The organism is Cellulophaga geojensis KL-A (genome assembly GCF_000568425.1).
In the GTDB taxonomy this organism is placed as follows: Bacteria; Bacteroidota; Bacteroidia; order Flavobacteriales; family Flavobacteriaceae; genus Cellulophaga; species Cellulophaga lytica.
In genome coordinates this window covers 290,093-304,170 of sequence record NZ_ARZX01000002.1, presented here as the reverse complement: position 1 = coordinate 304,170, position 14,078 = coordinate 290,093, and the positions used below count along the sequence as shown (strand labels likewise).

At 30.9% G+C, this 14,078-nt stretch carries 13 protein-coding genes; 4 read left to right on the top strand and 9 right to left on the bottom strand.

Annotated features, from left to right (window positions below):
- Positions 1-76: 76 nt before the first annotated feature.
- Entirely contained in the window at positions 77-1,522 is a 1,446-nt protein-coding gene (locus KLA_RS03645; protein WP_013622295.1) for a hypothetical protein, read from the bottom strand.
- Between the two features lie 106 nt (positions 1,523-1,628).
- Between KLA_RS03645 and KLA_RS03640 the strand changes: the two genes are divergently transcribed.
- Both KLA_RS03640 and KLA_RS03635 read left to right on the top strand, forming a co-directional pair.
- Positions 1,629-2,378 (top strand): MBL fold metallo-hydrolase, encoded by a 750-nt coding sequence (locus KLA_RS03640; RefSeq protein ID WP_232228758.1) that lies wholly within the window; start codon positions 1,629-1,631, stop codon positions 2,376-2,378.
- Between the two features lie 11 nt (positions 2,379-2,389).
- Positions 2,390-2,881: a hypothetical protein gene (locus KLA_RS03635; protein WP_013622297.1), complete on the top strand. Its 492-nt coding sequence runs from the start codon at positions 2,390-2,392 to the stop codon at positions 2,879-2,881.
- 72 nt (positions 2,882-2,953) lie between these two features.
- Here the strand turns inward: KLA_RS03635 and KLA_RS03630 are convergent, their stop codons facing one another.
- The 8 genes from KLA_RS03630 to KLA_RS03595 form a co-directional block, all read right to left on the bottom strand.
- On the bottom strand, positions 2,954-3,613 hold the full coding sequence (locus KLA_RS03630; protein ID WP_034643909.1) for an alpha/beta hydrolase: 660 nt from the start codon (positions 3,611-3,613) through the stop codon (positions 2,954-2,956).
- Between the two features lies 1 nt (position 3,614).
- On the bottom strand, positions 3,615-3,938 hold the full coding sequence (locus KLA_RS03625) for a hypothetical protein (protein WP_013622299.1): 324 nt from the start codon (positions 3,936-3,938) through the stop codon (positions 3,615-3,617).
- 80 nt (positions 3,939-4,018) lie between these two features.
- Positions 4,019-4,441, bottom strand: a complete 423-nt coding sequence (locus tag KLA_RS03620; RefSeq protein WP_013622300.1) for a hypothetical protein — start codon at positions 4,439-4,441, stop codon at positions 4,019-4,021.
- 68 nt (positions 4,442-4,509) lie between these two features.
- Positions 4,510-5,766: a dihydroorotase gene (locus tag KLA_RS03615; protein ID WP_034643906.1), complete on the bottom strand. Its 1,257-nt coding sequence runs from the start codon at positions 5,764-5,766 to the stop codon at positions 4,510-4,512.
- Entirely contained in the window at positions 5,763-7,685 is a 1,923-nt protein-coding gene (locus KLA_RS03610; RefSeq protein WP_034643904.1) for a BatA domain-containing protein, read from the bottom strand. Before KLA_RS03610 ends, KLA_RS03615 begins: the two co-directional genes overlap by 4 nt.
- A 53-nt stretch (positions 7,686-7,738) precedes the next feature.
- Positions 7,739-8,746 (bottom strand): glycosyltransferase family 2 protein, encoded by a 1,008-nt coding sequence (locus KLA_RS03605; protein WP_034643902.1) that lies wholly within the window; start codon positions 8,744-8,746, stop codon positions 7,739-7,741.
- 4 nt (positions 8,747-8,750) lie between these two features.
- A complete protein-coding gene (locus KLA_RS03600; RefSeq protein WP_152536822.1) occupies positions 8,751-9,395 on the bottom strand; it encodes an SGNH/GDSL hydrolase family protein in 645 nt (214 codons plus the stop codon).
- Between the two features lie 165 nt (positions 9,396-9,560).
- A complete protein-coding gene (locus KLA_RS03595) occupies positions 9,561-10,004 on the bottom strand; it encodes a hypothetical protein (RefSeq protein WP_013622305.1) in 444 nt (147 codons plus the stop codon).
- A gap of 539 nt (positions 10,005-10,543) precedes the next feature.
- Here KLA_RS03595 and ilvD point away from each other — a divergent pair.
- Together ilvD and ilvB are read left to right on the top strand one after the other, a co-directional pair.
- Positions 10,544-12,220 carry a dihydroxy-acid dehydratase gene (gene ilvD, locus KLA_RS03590; protein ID WP_034643899.1) on the top strand — a complete coding sequence of 559 codons (1,677 nt, stop codon included), beginning with the start codon at positions 10,544-10,546 and terminating at the stop codon, positions 12,218-12,220.
- Positions 12,221-12,301: 81 nt separating this feature from the next.
- A complete protein-coding gene (gene ilvB / locus KLA_RS03585) occupies positions 12,302-14,035 on the top strand; it encodes a biosynthetic-type acetolactate synthase large subunit (protein ID WP_200868404.1) in 1,734 nt (577 codons plus the stop codon).
- Positions 14,036-14,078: the final 43 nt, after the last annotated feature.

Sequence of the window (14,078 nt, the reverse complement as noted above, 5' to 3'; positions counted from 1 at the left end):
TTTTAGTGTATCGCTATGTTAGGACGGGACAGAATAATAGTAAAAAAAAGCCACATTTAAAATGTGGCTTTTTTAATTATTTTTTATCTGCCTTACGTACAAATAACTCTTTTCGTTTTATAATTTCGGCAATACCTTCTGGTAACATTTTTTCCCAGTCTTTATCTCCGTTGGTAATTTTCTTTAATACATCTCTAGAGAAAATATGTAAAATCTCCGGATCATAATCAAAAATATCCATTACTTTACCGTTATACTTAAAGAATTTGTAAAGCTCTTTCATTCTTGGGTGTACTTTAACGTTGTTACTTGTCATTATCTGGCCAGTTTCTTCGTTTTTCATTGGGTATAAGTATACCTTTAAATCTTTAAAGAATAATTTACCAAAAGCCTCAAGTATACCACCACTTAAATGTCTGTAATACTTTTCATCAAAAACCTCTACAAGGTTATTAACTCCCATTGTTAAACCAATTTTAGCTTTTGTATAATTGCTAAAATACTCTACAAGTCTAAAGTATTCTTGAAATTTAGAAATCATTACAGTATGGCCAAGAGAACATAAAAGTTCTGCTCTGTCCATAAAATCTTGCTCATCTATTTCTCCGCTAGCTTTTAAGTTTGCCAGCGTAATTTCAAAAATTACAATAGTTTTATCTGGATTAACTGTTTGTTCATTCATAAAAATATTATGAGATTTTTCAAACATATCCATATTAACTTTGGTTACTGGTCTATAACTACCACGCAACGCAAGTATATTTTTTTTGTATAAAACAGCAGCAGGCAACAAGTTGTTACCATCAGGGCCAAACATAACAGCATCGGTCATATCATTTTTAATTAACTGTAAGCTAATTAGCCTGTTGTCTACTTTTTCAAAATTAGGACCAGAGAAATTAATCATATCAATTTCTACAGTATCCTTGTCTATATGGTCATAAAGGTATTTAAGTAGCTTACGAGGTTTATGATATTTGTAAAAAGCACCATAAATAAGGTTAACACCTAAAATACCTAAAGTTTCTTGTTGTAATCTAGCTTCGTTTTGTTTAAAACGAACATGCATAATTATTTCGTCAAATTCTTTTTGATCTGGATCTAGCTGAAAACGGATACCTACCCAACCGTGACCTTTGTATTTTTTAGCAAAATCTATGGTAGCAACAGTATTTGCATAAGAGAAAAATAAACGCTCTGGATGTTTTTCTCTACTAATACGTTCCTCCATAAGTCCCATTTCGTGGGAAAGCATCGTTTTTAAACGGGCTTGGGTAACGTATCTACCATCGTTTTCTACACCATAAATGGCGTCACTAAAATCTTTATCATACGCACTCATTGCCTTGGCAATGGTTCCAGATGCGCCACCAGATCTAAAAAAGTGTCTGGCAGTCTCTTGTCCGGCACCAATTTCTGCAAAAGTACCGTAGATATCAGGATTTAAATTTATTCTTAGGGTTTTGGCTTTAGTAGAAGGAATATTCTCAAAAGCAAAATCTTTTTTTAAGACTGATGACATTCTTTGTTGTTTTTTACGGTATACAAAGTTAACAAGATAGATTTATCTATTAAATAAATATGTTATAAATTTGATAAAAAAGGCTGAATTGTTAAAAATCACATTTTTGGGTACAGGAACTTCTCAAGGAATACCAGTTATAGGTAGTAAGCATCCTGTATGTTTAAGTAAAAATCCAAAGGATAAAAGATTAAGAGTATCTGTTTTAATTTCATGGGACAACTATAACTTTGTAATAGATTGTGGTCCAGATTTTAGACAGCAAATGCTGCAAAATCCCATTCCTAATTTAGATGGTATTTTGTTTACCCATGAACACTCAGACCACACTGCGGGTATAGATGACATAAGACCATTTTTCTTTAGACAAGGAGATATACCCATATACGCAGATAACCAGGTAATACAAGCATTAAAAAAAAGATTTGCATACATTTTTGCTGATATAAACAGGTATCCTGGCGCACCAGCTGTAGCTATACATGAAATTAAAGAAAATACACCTTTTAAAATAGGAAACAAAGTAGCTATACCTATTAAAGCATTACATAATAGATTAGAGGTTTTTGGTTTTAGAATAGATGATTTTGTGTATTTAACAGATGTAAAAAGTATTTCTAAAGAAGAAATAGCAAAGTTAAAAGATGTAAATGTATTGGTGGTGAATGCGTTACGTTTAGAGGCGCATCACTCTCACTTTAATTTAGAAGAAGCATTAGAGTTTATTGCTGTTGTTAAACCTAAAAAAGCGTATTTAACACACATAAGCCATTTATTAGGTTTTCATGAAGAAGTAGAAAAATCTTTGCCAAATAATGTACATTTGGCCTACGATAATTTAACCATAAACATTTAGAATAATACCAAATGAAAAAGTATTTATATTTATACCTATTTATTTTTGCAGCATTAATTGCATTATATCAGTTTGTAAGTGCAAATAAAATGATAGATGCTACAAACACTAAATTTGCTAAATTACAAACTCAAATAGAAACGCTTGAAGACTCTATACAAAAGGCTACTATTAAAGAGCTAGATCTCAAATATTTTTTACTAGAAAATAATGATGATGCATTAACTAATTTTGATCACTTAAAATTAGAAAACCCTACAAGATATATTGAAGATAAGTTAATTGAAACCAATGAAGCTAAGGGAGATAACCCATTAGTGCCTTATGAAGGTATGGAAGGAGATTTTAAAATAAATAAAATTAAAGTTTTAAACCATAAATGGATTATTGCAGATTTTTCTGATGGTAAATATTGGGGAGAATTACTTATTAAGTATGACCTTAAAGATGATTTAGGTGTAGACTTTACAATGATGGATCATTTATTGTACCGCAGAGACTAATGTATTTGCAGAATTTAAAATAAAGCCCCTGAAATAAAATTCAGGGGCTTTATTTTTTACTAAAATTTAAAACTATATTTTAGTAGACAACCACTCTTTAAACGAATAAAAATTTTGTGGGGCAACACCGTGCCCAATAGGGTACTCTTCATAAGTGCAAGTTATGCCTAAGTTTTTTAAATAATTTGGTGTTTTTTGAGCCCAACTTACTGGTATTACTTGGTCTACACTGCCATGAGAGGCATAAATGTTTAGTTTACTAGGATCTTTGTCTGTCTTAAGTTTATCTATTAAGTTTTCATTAATATAACCACTTAAAGCTATTACATTTTTTACTTTTTCAGGATAAGAAATTGCCGTTGCGTAACTTAAAATTGCACCTTGACTAAATCCTAAAAGTGTAACATTATCTTTATCTAAGTTATAAGTATTACAAGCTTCATCTATAAAATTTAGTATTTTTTGTACAGACTCTGCAGCTTGTTCATCATCACTCCATTTTCCTTTTTCTGCATCAAAATTTATAGCATACCAAGCATTGCCGTAAGGCTGCATAGGGTAGGGAGCACGTACAGATATAATACAAAGTTCTTTTTGTAATTCTGGAGCAAAAGAAAAAAGATCTTCTTCATTACTACCGTAACCGTGTAGCATAAATAAAACAGGGGTTTTATCTTGCTCTATAGTTGCTGGTTTTATTATGTGTTCTAAGGATAAAGGTGCTGTAGTCATACTAATTTATAAAAGTGAACCATTTTTGAGATGCTTTTCCAATAAATGGAATTGCTTGTTTTTTGTTGTTTAACATACCAATAAACCCATAGGTCCATAGTACTATGTAAGATATGTATAAACCGGCCGAAGCATACAGGTTTAACCATTGACTAATAAATAACGCAAAACCTAAAAAAAATAAGTTTAAACCAAAGTTTTGTCTAATATGAAAACGAGCAAAGTCGTGCTTGTCATCCATATTCATTGTAATTGCTATTAATGTACCTACACCAGTTAAGTAAGACACTATTGCTGTAGTTTTTCCTTTAGGATTTGTACTCATTATATTTTTTTGTGCAAGGTAAAAATTTTGCAAAAAAAAAGAGGTCTAATTAAGACCTCTTTTTATATATTATATTGTAATTACACAAAGAATAATAGTTTAGTAATAATTTGCCAAACTCCTAAAGCAATTGCGGCAATACCTAATTTACCTTGTAAAGGTCTTAGTTTTGCTAATAAAAGTTCCCCTTTTGCTTTTGCTTCTTCATTTTTAGATAATAAATGTTTGTTTATCATTCCGTAACCTAAAATAAATCCTAAAGCAGCTAAAAGTACATTTACAGCTAAAAAAGTTGCCCAATAAATAGGATAAGTGGTAAGCCACCCAAGGTTTAATATAGAGGAAATAATTCCCCAAACTCCCCAAACACAAAATGCTAAACCTATCCAGCCTTGGTAAGGTGTAATTTTGTCTAAAAGTTCTTGTGCATCAGGTTTTCTAGATAATAGTAAAGATGGTGCGGCTAAAATGCCTAGTATTATTAACGTAATTCCAAAAATCATAATTTATTAATTAGTTGGTTAAAAAAGTTGACTATCTATTAGTCTTTTTAATAACGCAACTAAATAGTTTAAAGTATTTTTACCCTATCTTTATTTAAAATACCAAAAACTTGACCTTTTAACTTTTCATCAAAAAACATACAGTTTTTAGCAGTACTTATAGATGTGTTTTTACTTATAAAATGTTGTGTATCTTCATCAAATAAAGTAAAACAAGCTGTTTTGCCTTCTTTTATTTCTGGTTTTTGTAAACCATAGCGTTCTCTGCCTTTTGTTAAAATTTCTACAGTTGTTTCGGTATCAAAAATAGTATTTAATAAACCAAATGACGACTCTAAACCTATGGTGCCGTAAGCTGCATTATCAAACTCAATTTTTTTCTGTTCAATATCTAAAGGCGTATGATCTGTAGTTACAAAATCTATAGTGCCATTTTTAACAGCGTTAATTAGTGCTGTTTTGTCTTTTTTGGTTCGTAATGGAGGTAATACTTTATATGTTGTGTCAAATTCTGTTAGCTTGCTATCCGTGTAAAGTAAATTATATAAAGCAACACTACAACTTACATCTAGTCCTTTTTTCTTAGCGTCTGATATTAATTTTACAGACCCTGCAGTAGATATTGTTGGTATGTGTAATTTACCTCCTGTGTATTCTAAAATAAATAAATCTCTGGCTACTTGTAGCTCCTCAGCTAATGCAGGAATTCCTTTTAATCCAAGACTTGTAGAAACATCTCCTTCATTAACTATCCCTTTACCAGCAATTTTAGTATCTAACGGAAATGAATAAATTAATCCATTAAAATTTTGAGCATACTGCAATGCTATTTTTAATAGGTTAGAGTTGCTAGTTGCTTTTTTGTAATCAGAAAACCCAACTGCGCCAGCGTTTTTCATATCATACAATTCTGCTAAATCTACAGTTTCACTATTTACAGTTAATGCACCTAGCGGATGTAAACTTGTTGTTTCTTGGCTTGCTTTATTTTTTATAAAAGCAATAGTAGAGCTTGTATACGGAATTGGATTTGTGTTGGTATTTAATATAATGTCTGTAAAGCCGCCTTTAGCAGCAGTTTTTAATCCGTTTGCTATTGTTTCTCTTTCTTCAAAACCAGGTTCTCCAAATGATACGCTAGTATCTAACCAGCCAATAGATATGCATAAGTTTTTTTTAGATATGACAGATGTATTTTTTTCTGGAGTTATAGTATCTGCAATTTTACTAATAACACCATTTAGAACTAAAATATCTTTAGTTTTTAGATGGATATCTTTGTTTGATTTATCAAAAATTTTGGCAGATTTTATTAATATATTCATTTAAAATATTTTTGAATAAGAACTTCTAGTACTAAAAAAAACAACGCAAAAATAACAAACCATTTCCAAAGCTCATGTACCTTTTGGTTATTTTCTAATTTGATTAATAATTGACCAATACTATCGTTATTTTTACTGTTAATTATAGTGTTAGTATCTATATACTGTAATTTACTTTCATCTCTATTATAATTAAAACTAATAGAACCTAGCTCTGTGTCTGCTTTTTTAATTTTGTAAATACCAGCTTTTTTAGGCGTGTTACTAAATGTTAAGGTTGCCTTATTAGTAAATGCTTGTTGTTGCGGAATAATTTCAGTTTTACCTTTTGTAATTTTTAGAACAACATCTTTATCTAGTTTTGTTTCTACATCTACATTAGTTGTTTTATTTAAAGTAGCATATAGTTTAGGTATATTAAAACTGCTGTATCCTATATTATATAAAGTAGGTACAATTAGGGGAGAGCCTTTAAAGTTAGAGTTTTTTGTAGTTAAACTACTGGTAAAGAAATAAACCCCGTTTGCTCCTAATAAAAAAGGAGAGCCATCTTGGTAGCTTAAAATTGAAGGAGCAGAACTGGTTACAATTAAAGAGCTATTAACCGTAGGGTACTGAAAGTTTGTTACCCTTTTTTGAAATACATTTTTGTATAATGTATGAGAAAAATTAATACCAGTAATTTTACGTTCTATTTTAGTTGTTCCTTTAATGTTTGTTTTAAAATAGTTTGATAGTAAATTATTATAGCTATTAGCATCTGTTTGTAAAGAAGGAATTATTAATAAACTTCCTCCATTTTTAGTAAATGAAACTATAGCATTTTTTAAAGATTCAGGAATTAAGTCTACTTCGTTTAAAACAATTAAATTTTGGCTAGGAATTTTACTGTAATTTAATTGGTTTATTGTTGTTGTAGTAGTTGTAAATTCATCTTCTGTAAATATTTTATTTAAAAAGGTGTTGTCTGTATTAGAAATAGTTAACACTTTTATTTTTTCTCTTTTATTTATATTAAAAAAGAAACTATTATCATAAAGTAAACCTGTATCTGTAAGCTCTATTTTACCATTAATTTTAACGTCTTTTGGTAATGTAAAATTTACTTCAGCTTTTTTAGAAGAATTAAATAATGCTGATGTTTTTGCTATTAATGTATCGTTATTATAAAGCGCAACCGCTGTGTTTTCTACATTGTTATTAGCTGTTAGGTTAGCTCTTAGCTCTATATTGCTGGCATCTGTGTTAGAAATATAGATGCTATCAATACTAATATTATTAAAATTATTGGTTTTTTGTTTAACAGTGTAAACATTTATATTTTTTGTACTATCTAAACTTACAGCATTAGTTTTCTGTTGAAAATCAGACACAATAATTAAATCTTTAATACTATTGTTATTAGAACTAAATAGTGTGTTTGCCTTTAATAAAACATCATTTAAATGCAGCTGATTACTACTGTGCTCTAATGAAAGTAAATTATTTTGTATTTCTTTTAAAACTACATTTTTGTAGGTGCTTGTATTTGTAAAAAGACTAAATACTTTTTCTTTTGGTGTATTTTTTACCAGCTCTAGTACTACACTTTGTAAAATACTTGTGCCGTTATTAGGAGCTTGCATACTAAAAGAATTATCTATGTAAATGACAGTTTCTCTCTTTTTAAAAACATCTTTTTTTGCAAAATAAGGCTGAGCAAAGGCTATAATTAAAGCTGTAAATAGTAAAAGTCTAGTTATTAAAAGAAGCCACTTTTTTAAGTTTTTAGCTTTTTTGGATTGCGTTTTTACCTTTTGCAACATTGCAACGTTGGTAAAAGGAGTTTTTTTAAATCTACGGAGTTGAAAAAGATGAATAAATAGAGGAACCAATAGTAAAAATAAAGCCCAAAGAAGTTCCGGATATTTAAACTGCATTCCTTAATTTGATTTTTCAAATATAATGAAATTGCAGCAAAGCAGATAATACTTTAGCAAAAGAAAAAATAATCTTTTATTGTATTAATTTTTAAAGAATTAAGGTAGGTTTTTATACTTTTCTGCTCCTCTTGGTTAGCAACTGTAATTATAATTTGAGGGTTTTTAACATCTGTGAGGACTGTAAAATGCTGTAATTTTATGTTATAAATGTCTTTACCTATTTTTTGTTGGTTGTTACATACCCATTTAAAGTTAATATTTTTTTTAATTAGTTTTTTAGCAATTTCTTTTCCTTTTTTACCGGCACCCCAAACAAGTAGTGTTTTGTTTTTGCTATATTCTAACTCTAAAAAATAGTCAAGCTTTATATCTAAAAAGTAATTTTGTGCATAATGCTCACTGGTACGTGATGTTCTGGTGGTATAGTCTCTCCACATATGCAAAACCCTGTTACAAGGTATACATTGTATATTGTGCTTGTAAAATCTAAATGCTAAATCATAATCCTCAGGATATGTGTTGGGGTTAAATGCGTCTACATTTTCAAAGTCAGATTTATGTACCATCCAGCAAGGAGAAGGTATAACACACTCTTTGTATATTTCGGTGTAATTAGTACCAATTGAAGTTAATTTATTTAGCCATTCTTCGTATTTTTTATAGCCTTCGTTAACGCCGTTTTCTGCAAAGTATTTAACCTTACCAACAGCAATATGTTTTTTGCCACTTTTTAAAAGCGAAGAAAGCATAACCTCAATCTTTTCAGGCTTCATTATATCATCAGAATCCATTCTGGTAATATAGCTGCCATTAGATAATTTATAAGCTAACTGCAACGCGTTAATTATGCCTTTTCCAGTATTTAAAGTAGTTTTTATTCTGTTATCTTTAGCAGTGTATTTTTCTAATATTTTAGCACTTTTGTCTGTAGAATGATCATTAATAGCAATCACCTCCCAATTGGTATAGGTTTGAGAAATTATAGACGTTATGCAGTCATCAAAAAATTTCTCAACATTTTTAAACGGTATTAAAATGCTAACCAAAGGGGTGTTCATGGCACTATTGTTTAAGTGCTTTTTTTATAGCAGTTTCTGCTAAAGGAGCCATAATTTGATATCCTTTTTTATTAGGGTGCACGCCATCACCAGAGTGTTCTTTTTGTAATCCGTTTTCTGTAGTAGCCATAGCAGAAAAATAATCTAAATAAATTAAATTGTTTTCTTTAGCATAGGTTTTAAGCTTTTTATTTAGGGCAGGTATTTTTATGTTAGGCTCTTTGTTAGGAGACCAAGGGTAATCAAAAGCAGGTAGTGTAGAGCAAATAATTACTTTTATATTGTTAGTAATGGCAAGTTCTGCCATACTTTTTATATTGTTGGTAATTTCATCTAATGTGGTAGGGCCTGTGTTACCAGCAATATCATTTGTGCCAGCTAGTATTACAACAACTTTAGGTTTTAGGTTTATAACATCTTGCCTAAAACGTATAAGCATTTGGGGTGTGGTTTGCCCGCTTATACCTCTGTTAATATAATTTTTATTTTCAAAAAAGCTAGGCATTGCATTACTCCAGCCTTCTGTAATAGAGTTACCCATAAAAATAACTCTATTGTTATTTGTAGGTGTAGTAGTATTTAGTTCTTTATTAGCTTTTTTATATTTATTTAAATTGGCCCAGTCTTGAGCTTGAGAGGTACATGACATAAAAAAACATAAAATTAAAAAACAAAGTGTAGTTACTTTTTTCATCTTTTAGGTTAATTAAAGTACCAAGGTACTAAAAAATGAAAAAAATAACTGTATATAAATAAATAATAGGTGTAGGTACGTATTACTATTTATATACAGTTTTTATAAGAATATATGTTGTTATATTTTTTTAATGTTAGCATTTAAACCTTCAACTATGCCAAGAATGTTGTTTATAGTTTCTGTAAAATGATGCTTAATTAAATCGTTGGGGATGCGAATAGTTGTAAAGCCATTTTTAAAAGAATGCATTGCTTCTTCTAAATCGTTTATTGCTTGTTCATGAGTTAGCATATGGTACTCTGTATCTATTTCTATATTTAATTTAACTCTAGAAATAGCAATGTCTATAGATTTTTTACCATCCCACCATTCTAACATTGGTGTTAAGCCTCTCTCTTTAAGACCATAGTATAACTGTATAGCTTCTTTAGGCGTATTGTTTTTTATAATAAGCCTGTTTAATCTCACTTGATGCTTTGCACATAACTCAACTCCAAATGCATCAATAGCATTTTTATGGTCAATATAGCTTAGCTCTTTCTTACATTCTAAACATGTCATTAATAGTAGGTTTAATAAGGTTTGGGATTATTATAACCGTGCTTTTTTAGGTTTATTATTTACGTTTCGATGAAATACACACAAGTTTTTGCTTTTTAGATGAAATGCACACTTTTTAAGAAGATGTTAAGTAATTTCTCAAAAAAAATATTGTCAATAAATAAAAAATATCTAATATTGCTATCAGAATGAAAAGCAACATAATTATTATTGTATTAGTCATTATTATCTCTCTCTGGGGATGATACGGTCTTATATTGATTTTAAGAAAAGCCTGTGTCATATAAAATTGACACAGGCTTTTTTTTGTTTTCAACTTTATTACAACCATTATCTAATTAAACTATTAAAGGAAATAAAATAGCTGAATGTGATACAAAATATGGTTTTATATTACTGTAAATCAGTTAATTAAATTAATATATAGGAAGTTGAATTTATACTAAAAAACAATGTTAAAAAAATGAAGAAAGTGAAAGAATTATATTTGAATAGTAAATTATATTCAATAAACAATAAGAATTACAAGATATAGCCAAATGGAGTTAAATAAGTACAGTAAAAATGTAACACAAGATCCTACGCAACCTGCCGCACAAGCAATGTTGTATGGTATAGGTTTTAAAGATGAAGATTTTAGTAAACCAATTGTGGGTATTGCAAGTACTGGTTACGAAGGTAACCCGTGTAATATGCACTTAAATGATTTGGCTAAAGAGGTTAAAGAGGGTGTTAATACAAACGAATCTGTAGGTCTAATATTTAATACAATTGGTGTTAGTGATGGTATATCTATGGGTACTCCTGGTATGCGTTTTTCTTTACCGTCTAGAGATATTATTGCAGACTCTATGGAGACTGTTGTACAAGGTATGTCTTATGATGGTTTAGTTACTGTTGTAGGTTGTGATAAAAATATGCCAGGTGCCTTAATGGCAATGATTCGTTTAAATAGACCATCTATATTAGTTTATGGTGGTACAATTGCATCTGGTTGCCATAATGATAGAAAACTAGATATTGTTTCTGCATTTGAGGCATGGGGAGAAAAAGTAGCAGGTACAATGCAACAAGAGGAGTTTGGCTGTATTATTAAAAAAGCAATTCCTGGTGCGGGTGCTTGCGGTGGTATGTATACTGCAAATACTATGGCTTCTGCAATTGAGGCTTTAGGTATGTCTTTACCTTTTAATTCATCAAACCCAGCTATTGGAAAAGAAAAAAAGCAAGAGTGTGTAGCAGCTGGTAAACAAATGTATCACTTACTAAAAAATGATATAAAACCTTTAGATATCGTTACAAGGAAATCTTTAGAAAACGCTATTCGTTTGGTAACTATAATGGGTGGTTCTACAAATGCAGTATTACATTTTTTAGCTATTGCAAGAGCTGCAGACATTGATTTTACGCTTCAGGATTTTCAGAAAATTAGTGATACCACACCTTTTATAGCAGACTTAAAACCTAGTGGTAAATATTTAATGGAAGATGTACACCGTATTGGTGGTATTCCGGCAGTATTAAAATATTTATTGAAAAACGGATTATTACATGGCGATTGTTTAACTGTTACAGGTAAAACGCTAGCAGAAAATTTAGAAGATGTGCCAAGCTTAATAGACGGACAAGATGTTATTCGTCCTCTAGAAAATCCAATAAAAGCAACTGGTCACTTACGTATGCTGTATGGTAATTTGGCAGAAAATGGTTCTGTAGCAAAAATTACAGGTAAAGAAGGATTACTTTTTAAAGGAACAGCAAAGGTTTTTAATAGTGAGTATGATGCTAATGATGGTATTAGAGATGGTAAAGTTAAAAAAGGTGATGTAGTCGTCATAAGGTATGAGGGACCAAAAGGCGGACCAGGAATGCCTGAAATGCTTAAGCCAACAGCTGCAATTATGGGTGCTGGTTTGGGTAAAGACGTAGCCTTAATTACAGACGGTCGTTTCTCTGGAGGTACGCACGGTTTTGTTGTAGGTCATATTGCGCCAGAGGCTCAAGATGGTGGTACTATTGCTCTTGTAAAAGACGGTGATATTATTACAATAGATGCAGAAACTAATGCTATTAATGTAGATGTTACACCAGAAGAATTGGCTAAACGTAAAGCTGCTTGGGTGGCTCCAGAATTAAAATTTAAAAAAGGTGTATTGTACAAGTACGCTCGTTCAGTATCATCTGCAGCCCAAGGTTGTGTTACAGATGAGTTTTAATAAAAAATAAAAAATTGAAAAAGTACTATTGTCTAAGCTCTAAAACAGTACAATAACACTTTTTACTTTAACTCTTTGAAAATGGAAACAGTAAAAGAACAAAAGATAACATCAAAAAATAATAAAACCATAAAAATTAGTGGAGCAGAAGCTATTATACATTGTTTATTAGCAGAGGGTGTAGATTTAATTTATGGTTATCCGGGCGGAGCAATTATGCCTGTTTATGACGAATTATACAAGTTTCAAGATAAACTAACACATATTCTTACTCGTCATGAGCAAGGAGCAACACACGCTGCACAAGGTTACGCAAGAGTTTCTGGTAAAGTAGGTGTTGCTATGGCAACTTCTGGTCCAGGAGCAACAAACTTAGTTACAGGGCTGGCAGACGCACAGATAGATTCTACTCCTATGGTTTGTATTACAGGACAAGTTCCTAGGCAACTGTTAGGTACAGACGCTTTTCAAGAAACAGATATTATTGGTATATCTACTCCGGTTACTAAATGGAATTATCAAGTTACTAGGGCAGAAGAAATTCCAGAAATACTGGCAAAAGCATTTTACATTGCTAAATCTGGTAGGCCTGGTCCAATACTTGTAGATATTACAAAAAATGCCCAATTTGATGAGTTAGATTTTAGCTATGAAGCTTGTACAGGTGTGCGTAGTTATAATCCGTACCCTAAGGTAGATGTTAACCAAGTTAAGGCAGCAGCTGCATTAATTAACTCAGCAAAAAAACCATTTATAGTATTTGGGCAGGGAGTAATTTTGGGAGAGGCAGAAGCTCAATTAAAAACCGTTATAGAAAAAGCAGGAATCCCAGCAGCGTGGACAATTTTAGGTGTAGCAGCTTTAGATAGTGAGCACCCTTTAAACGTTGGTATGGTTGGTATGCACGGTAATTATGCGCCAAATTTATTAACTAATGAGTGCGATGTTTTAATTGCTATTGGTATGCGTTTTGATGATCGTGTTACTGGTAATTTAGATAGCTATGCTAAACAGGCTAAAATTATACACTTTGATATTGATCCAGCAGAAATAAATAAAAATGTTCCTACAGATGTTGCTGTATTGGGTAATGCTAAAGATAGTTTAGAAGCATTAATTCCGCTTTTAAATGACAATAAACATACAGACTGGCACAACGTTTTTAAAGAAAAATACAAAGTAGAATTTACTACAGTTATAGATAAAGATATTCATCCTACTAAAGAAAAATTAACAATGGGTGAGGTTATAGAGCAAATTAATATTGCTTCTAACAACAGTGCTGTTATTGTTAGTGATGTTGGTCAGCACCAAATGATAGCTTGTAGATATGCAAAGTTTAACCAAACAAAAAGTAACATTACATCTGGTGGTTTAGGTACTATGGGTTTTGCCTTACCAGCTGCTATAGGGGCAAAAATGGGAGCTATGGATAGGGAAGTGGTTGCTATTATTGGTGATGGTGGCTATCAAATGACAATACAGGAGTTGGGCGTAATTTTTCAGCACAATGTACCTGTGAAAATTATTGTTTTAAATAACGATCATTTAGGAATGGTACGCCAATGGCAAGAGTTATTTTTTGATAAAAGGTATGCATCTACCGTAATGGTGAATCCAGATTTTGTAAAAATAGCAGAGGGCTATCACATTAAATCTAAACGAGTTAGTGAGCGTAGTGAATTAAAATCTACTATAGAAGAAATGTTGGCATCAAAAGATCCGTATTTTTTAGAAGTTAAGGTAGAAAAAGAGGATAATGTGTTTCCTATGATTCCTTCAGGAGCTTCAGTATCAGACGTTAGGTTAAAATAAGTTTAATTAAAAAATTCCAAAGGAACTTTAAATTAAGTAAAAT

What these genes read in the sequence shown, in the direction of transcription:
- KLA_RS03645 (WP_013622295.1), bottom strand. Translation starts at nt 1,522, where the DNA reads ATGTCATCAGTCTTAAAAAAAGATTTTGCTTTTGAGAATATTCCTTCT.
- KLA_RS03635 (WP_013622297.1), top strand. Translation starts at nt 2,390, where the DNA reads ATGAAAAAGTATTTATATTTATACCTATTTATTTTTGCAGCATTAATT.
- KLA_RS03630 (WP_034643909.1), bottom strand. Translation starts at nt 3,613, where the DNA reads ATGACTACAGCACCTTTATCCTTAGAACACATAATAAAACCAGCAACT.
- KLA_RS03625 (WP_013622299.1), bottom strand. Translation starts at nt 3,938, where the DNA reads ATGAGTACAAATCCTAAAGGAAAAACTACAGCAATAGTGTCTTACTTA.
- KLA_RS03620 (WP_013622300.1), bottom strand. Translation starts at nt 4,441, where the DNA reads ATGATTTTTGGAATTACGTTAATAATACTAGGCATTTTAGCCGCACCA.
- KLA_RS03615 (WP_034643906.1), bottom strand. Translation starts at nt 5,766, where the DNA reads ATGAATATATTAATAAAATCTGCCAAAATTTTTGATAAATCAAACAAA.
- KLA_RS03610 (WP_034643904.1), bottom strand. Translation starts at nt 7,685, where the DNA reads ATGCAGTTTAAATATCCGGAACTTCTTTGGGCTTTATTTTTACTATTG.
- KLA_RS03605 (WP_034643902.1), bottom strand. Translation starts at nt 8,746, where the DNA reads ATGAACACCCCTTTGGTTAGCATTTTAATACCGTTTAAAAATGTTGAG.
- KLA_RS03600 (WP_152536822.1), bottom strand. Translation starts at nt 9,395, where the DNA reads ATGTCATGTACCTCTCAAGCTCAAGACTGGGCCAATTTAAATAAATAT.
- KLA_RS03595 (WP_013622305.1), bottom strand. Translation starts at nt 10,004, where the DNA reads ATGACATGTTTAGAATGTAAGAAAGAGCTAAGCTATATTGACCATAAA.
- ilvD (WP_034643899.1), top strand. Translation starts at nt 10,544, where the DNA reads ATGGAGTTAAATAAGTACAGTAAAAATGTAACACAAGATCCTACGCAA.
- ilvB (WP_200868404.1), top strand. Translation starts at nt 12,302, where the DNA reads ATGGAAACAGTAAAAGAACAAAAGATAACATCAAAAAATAATAAAACC.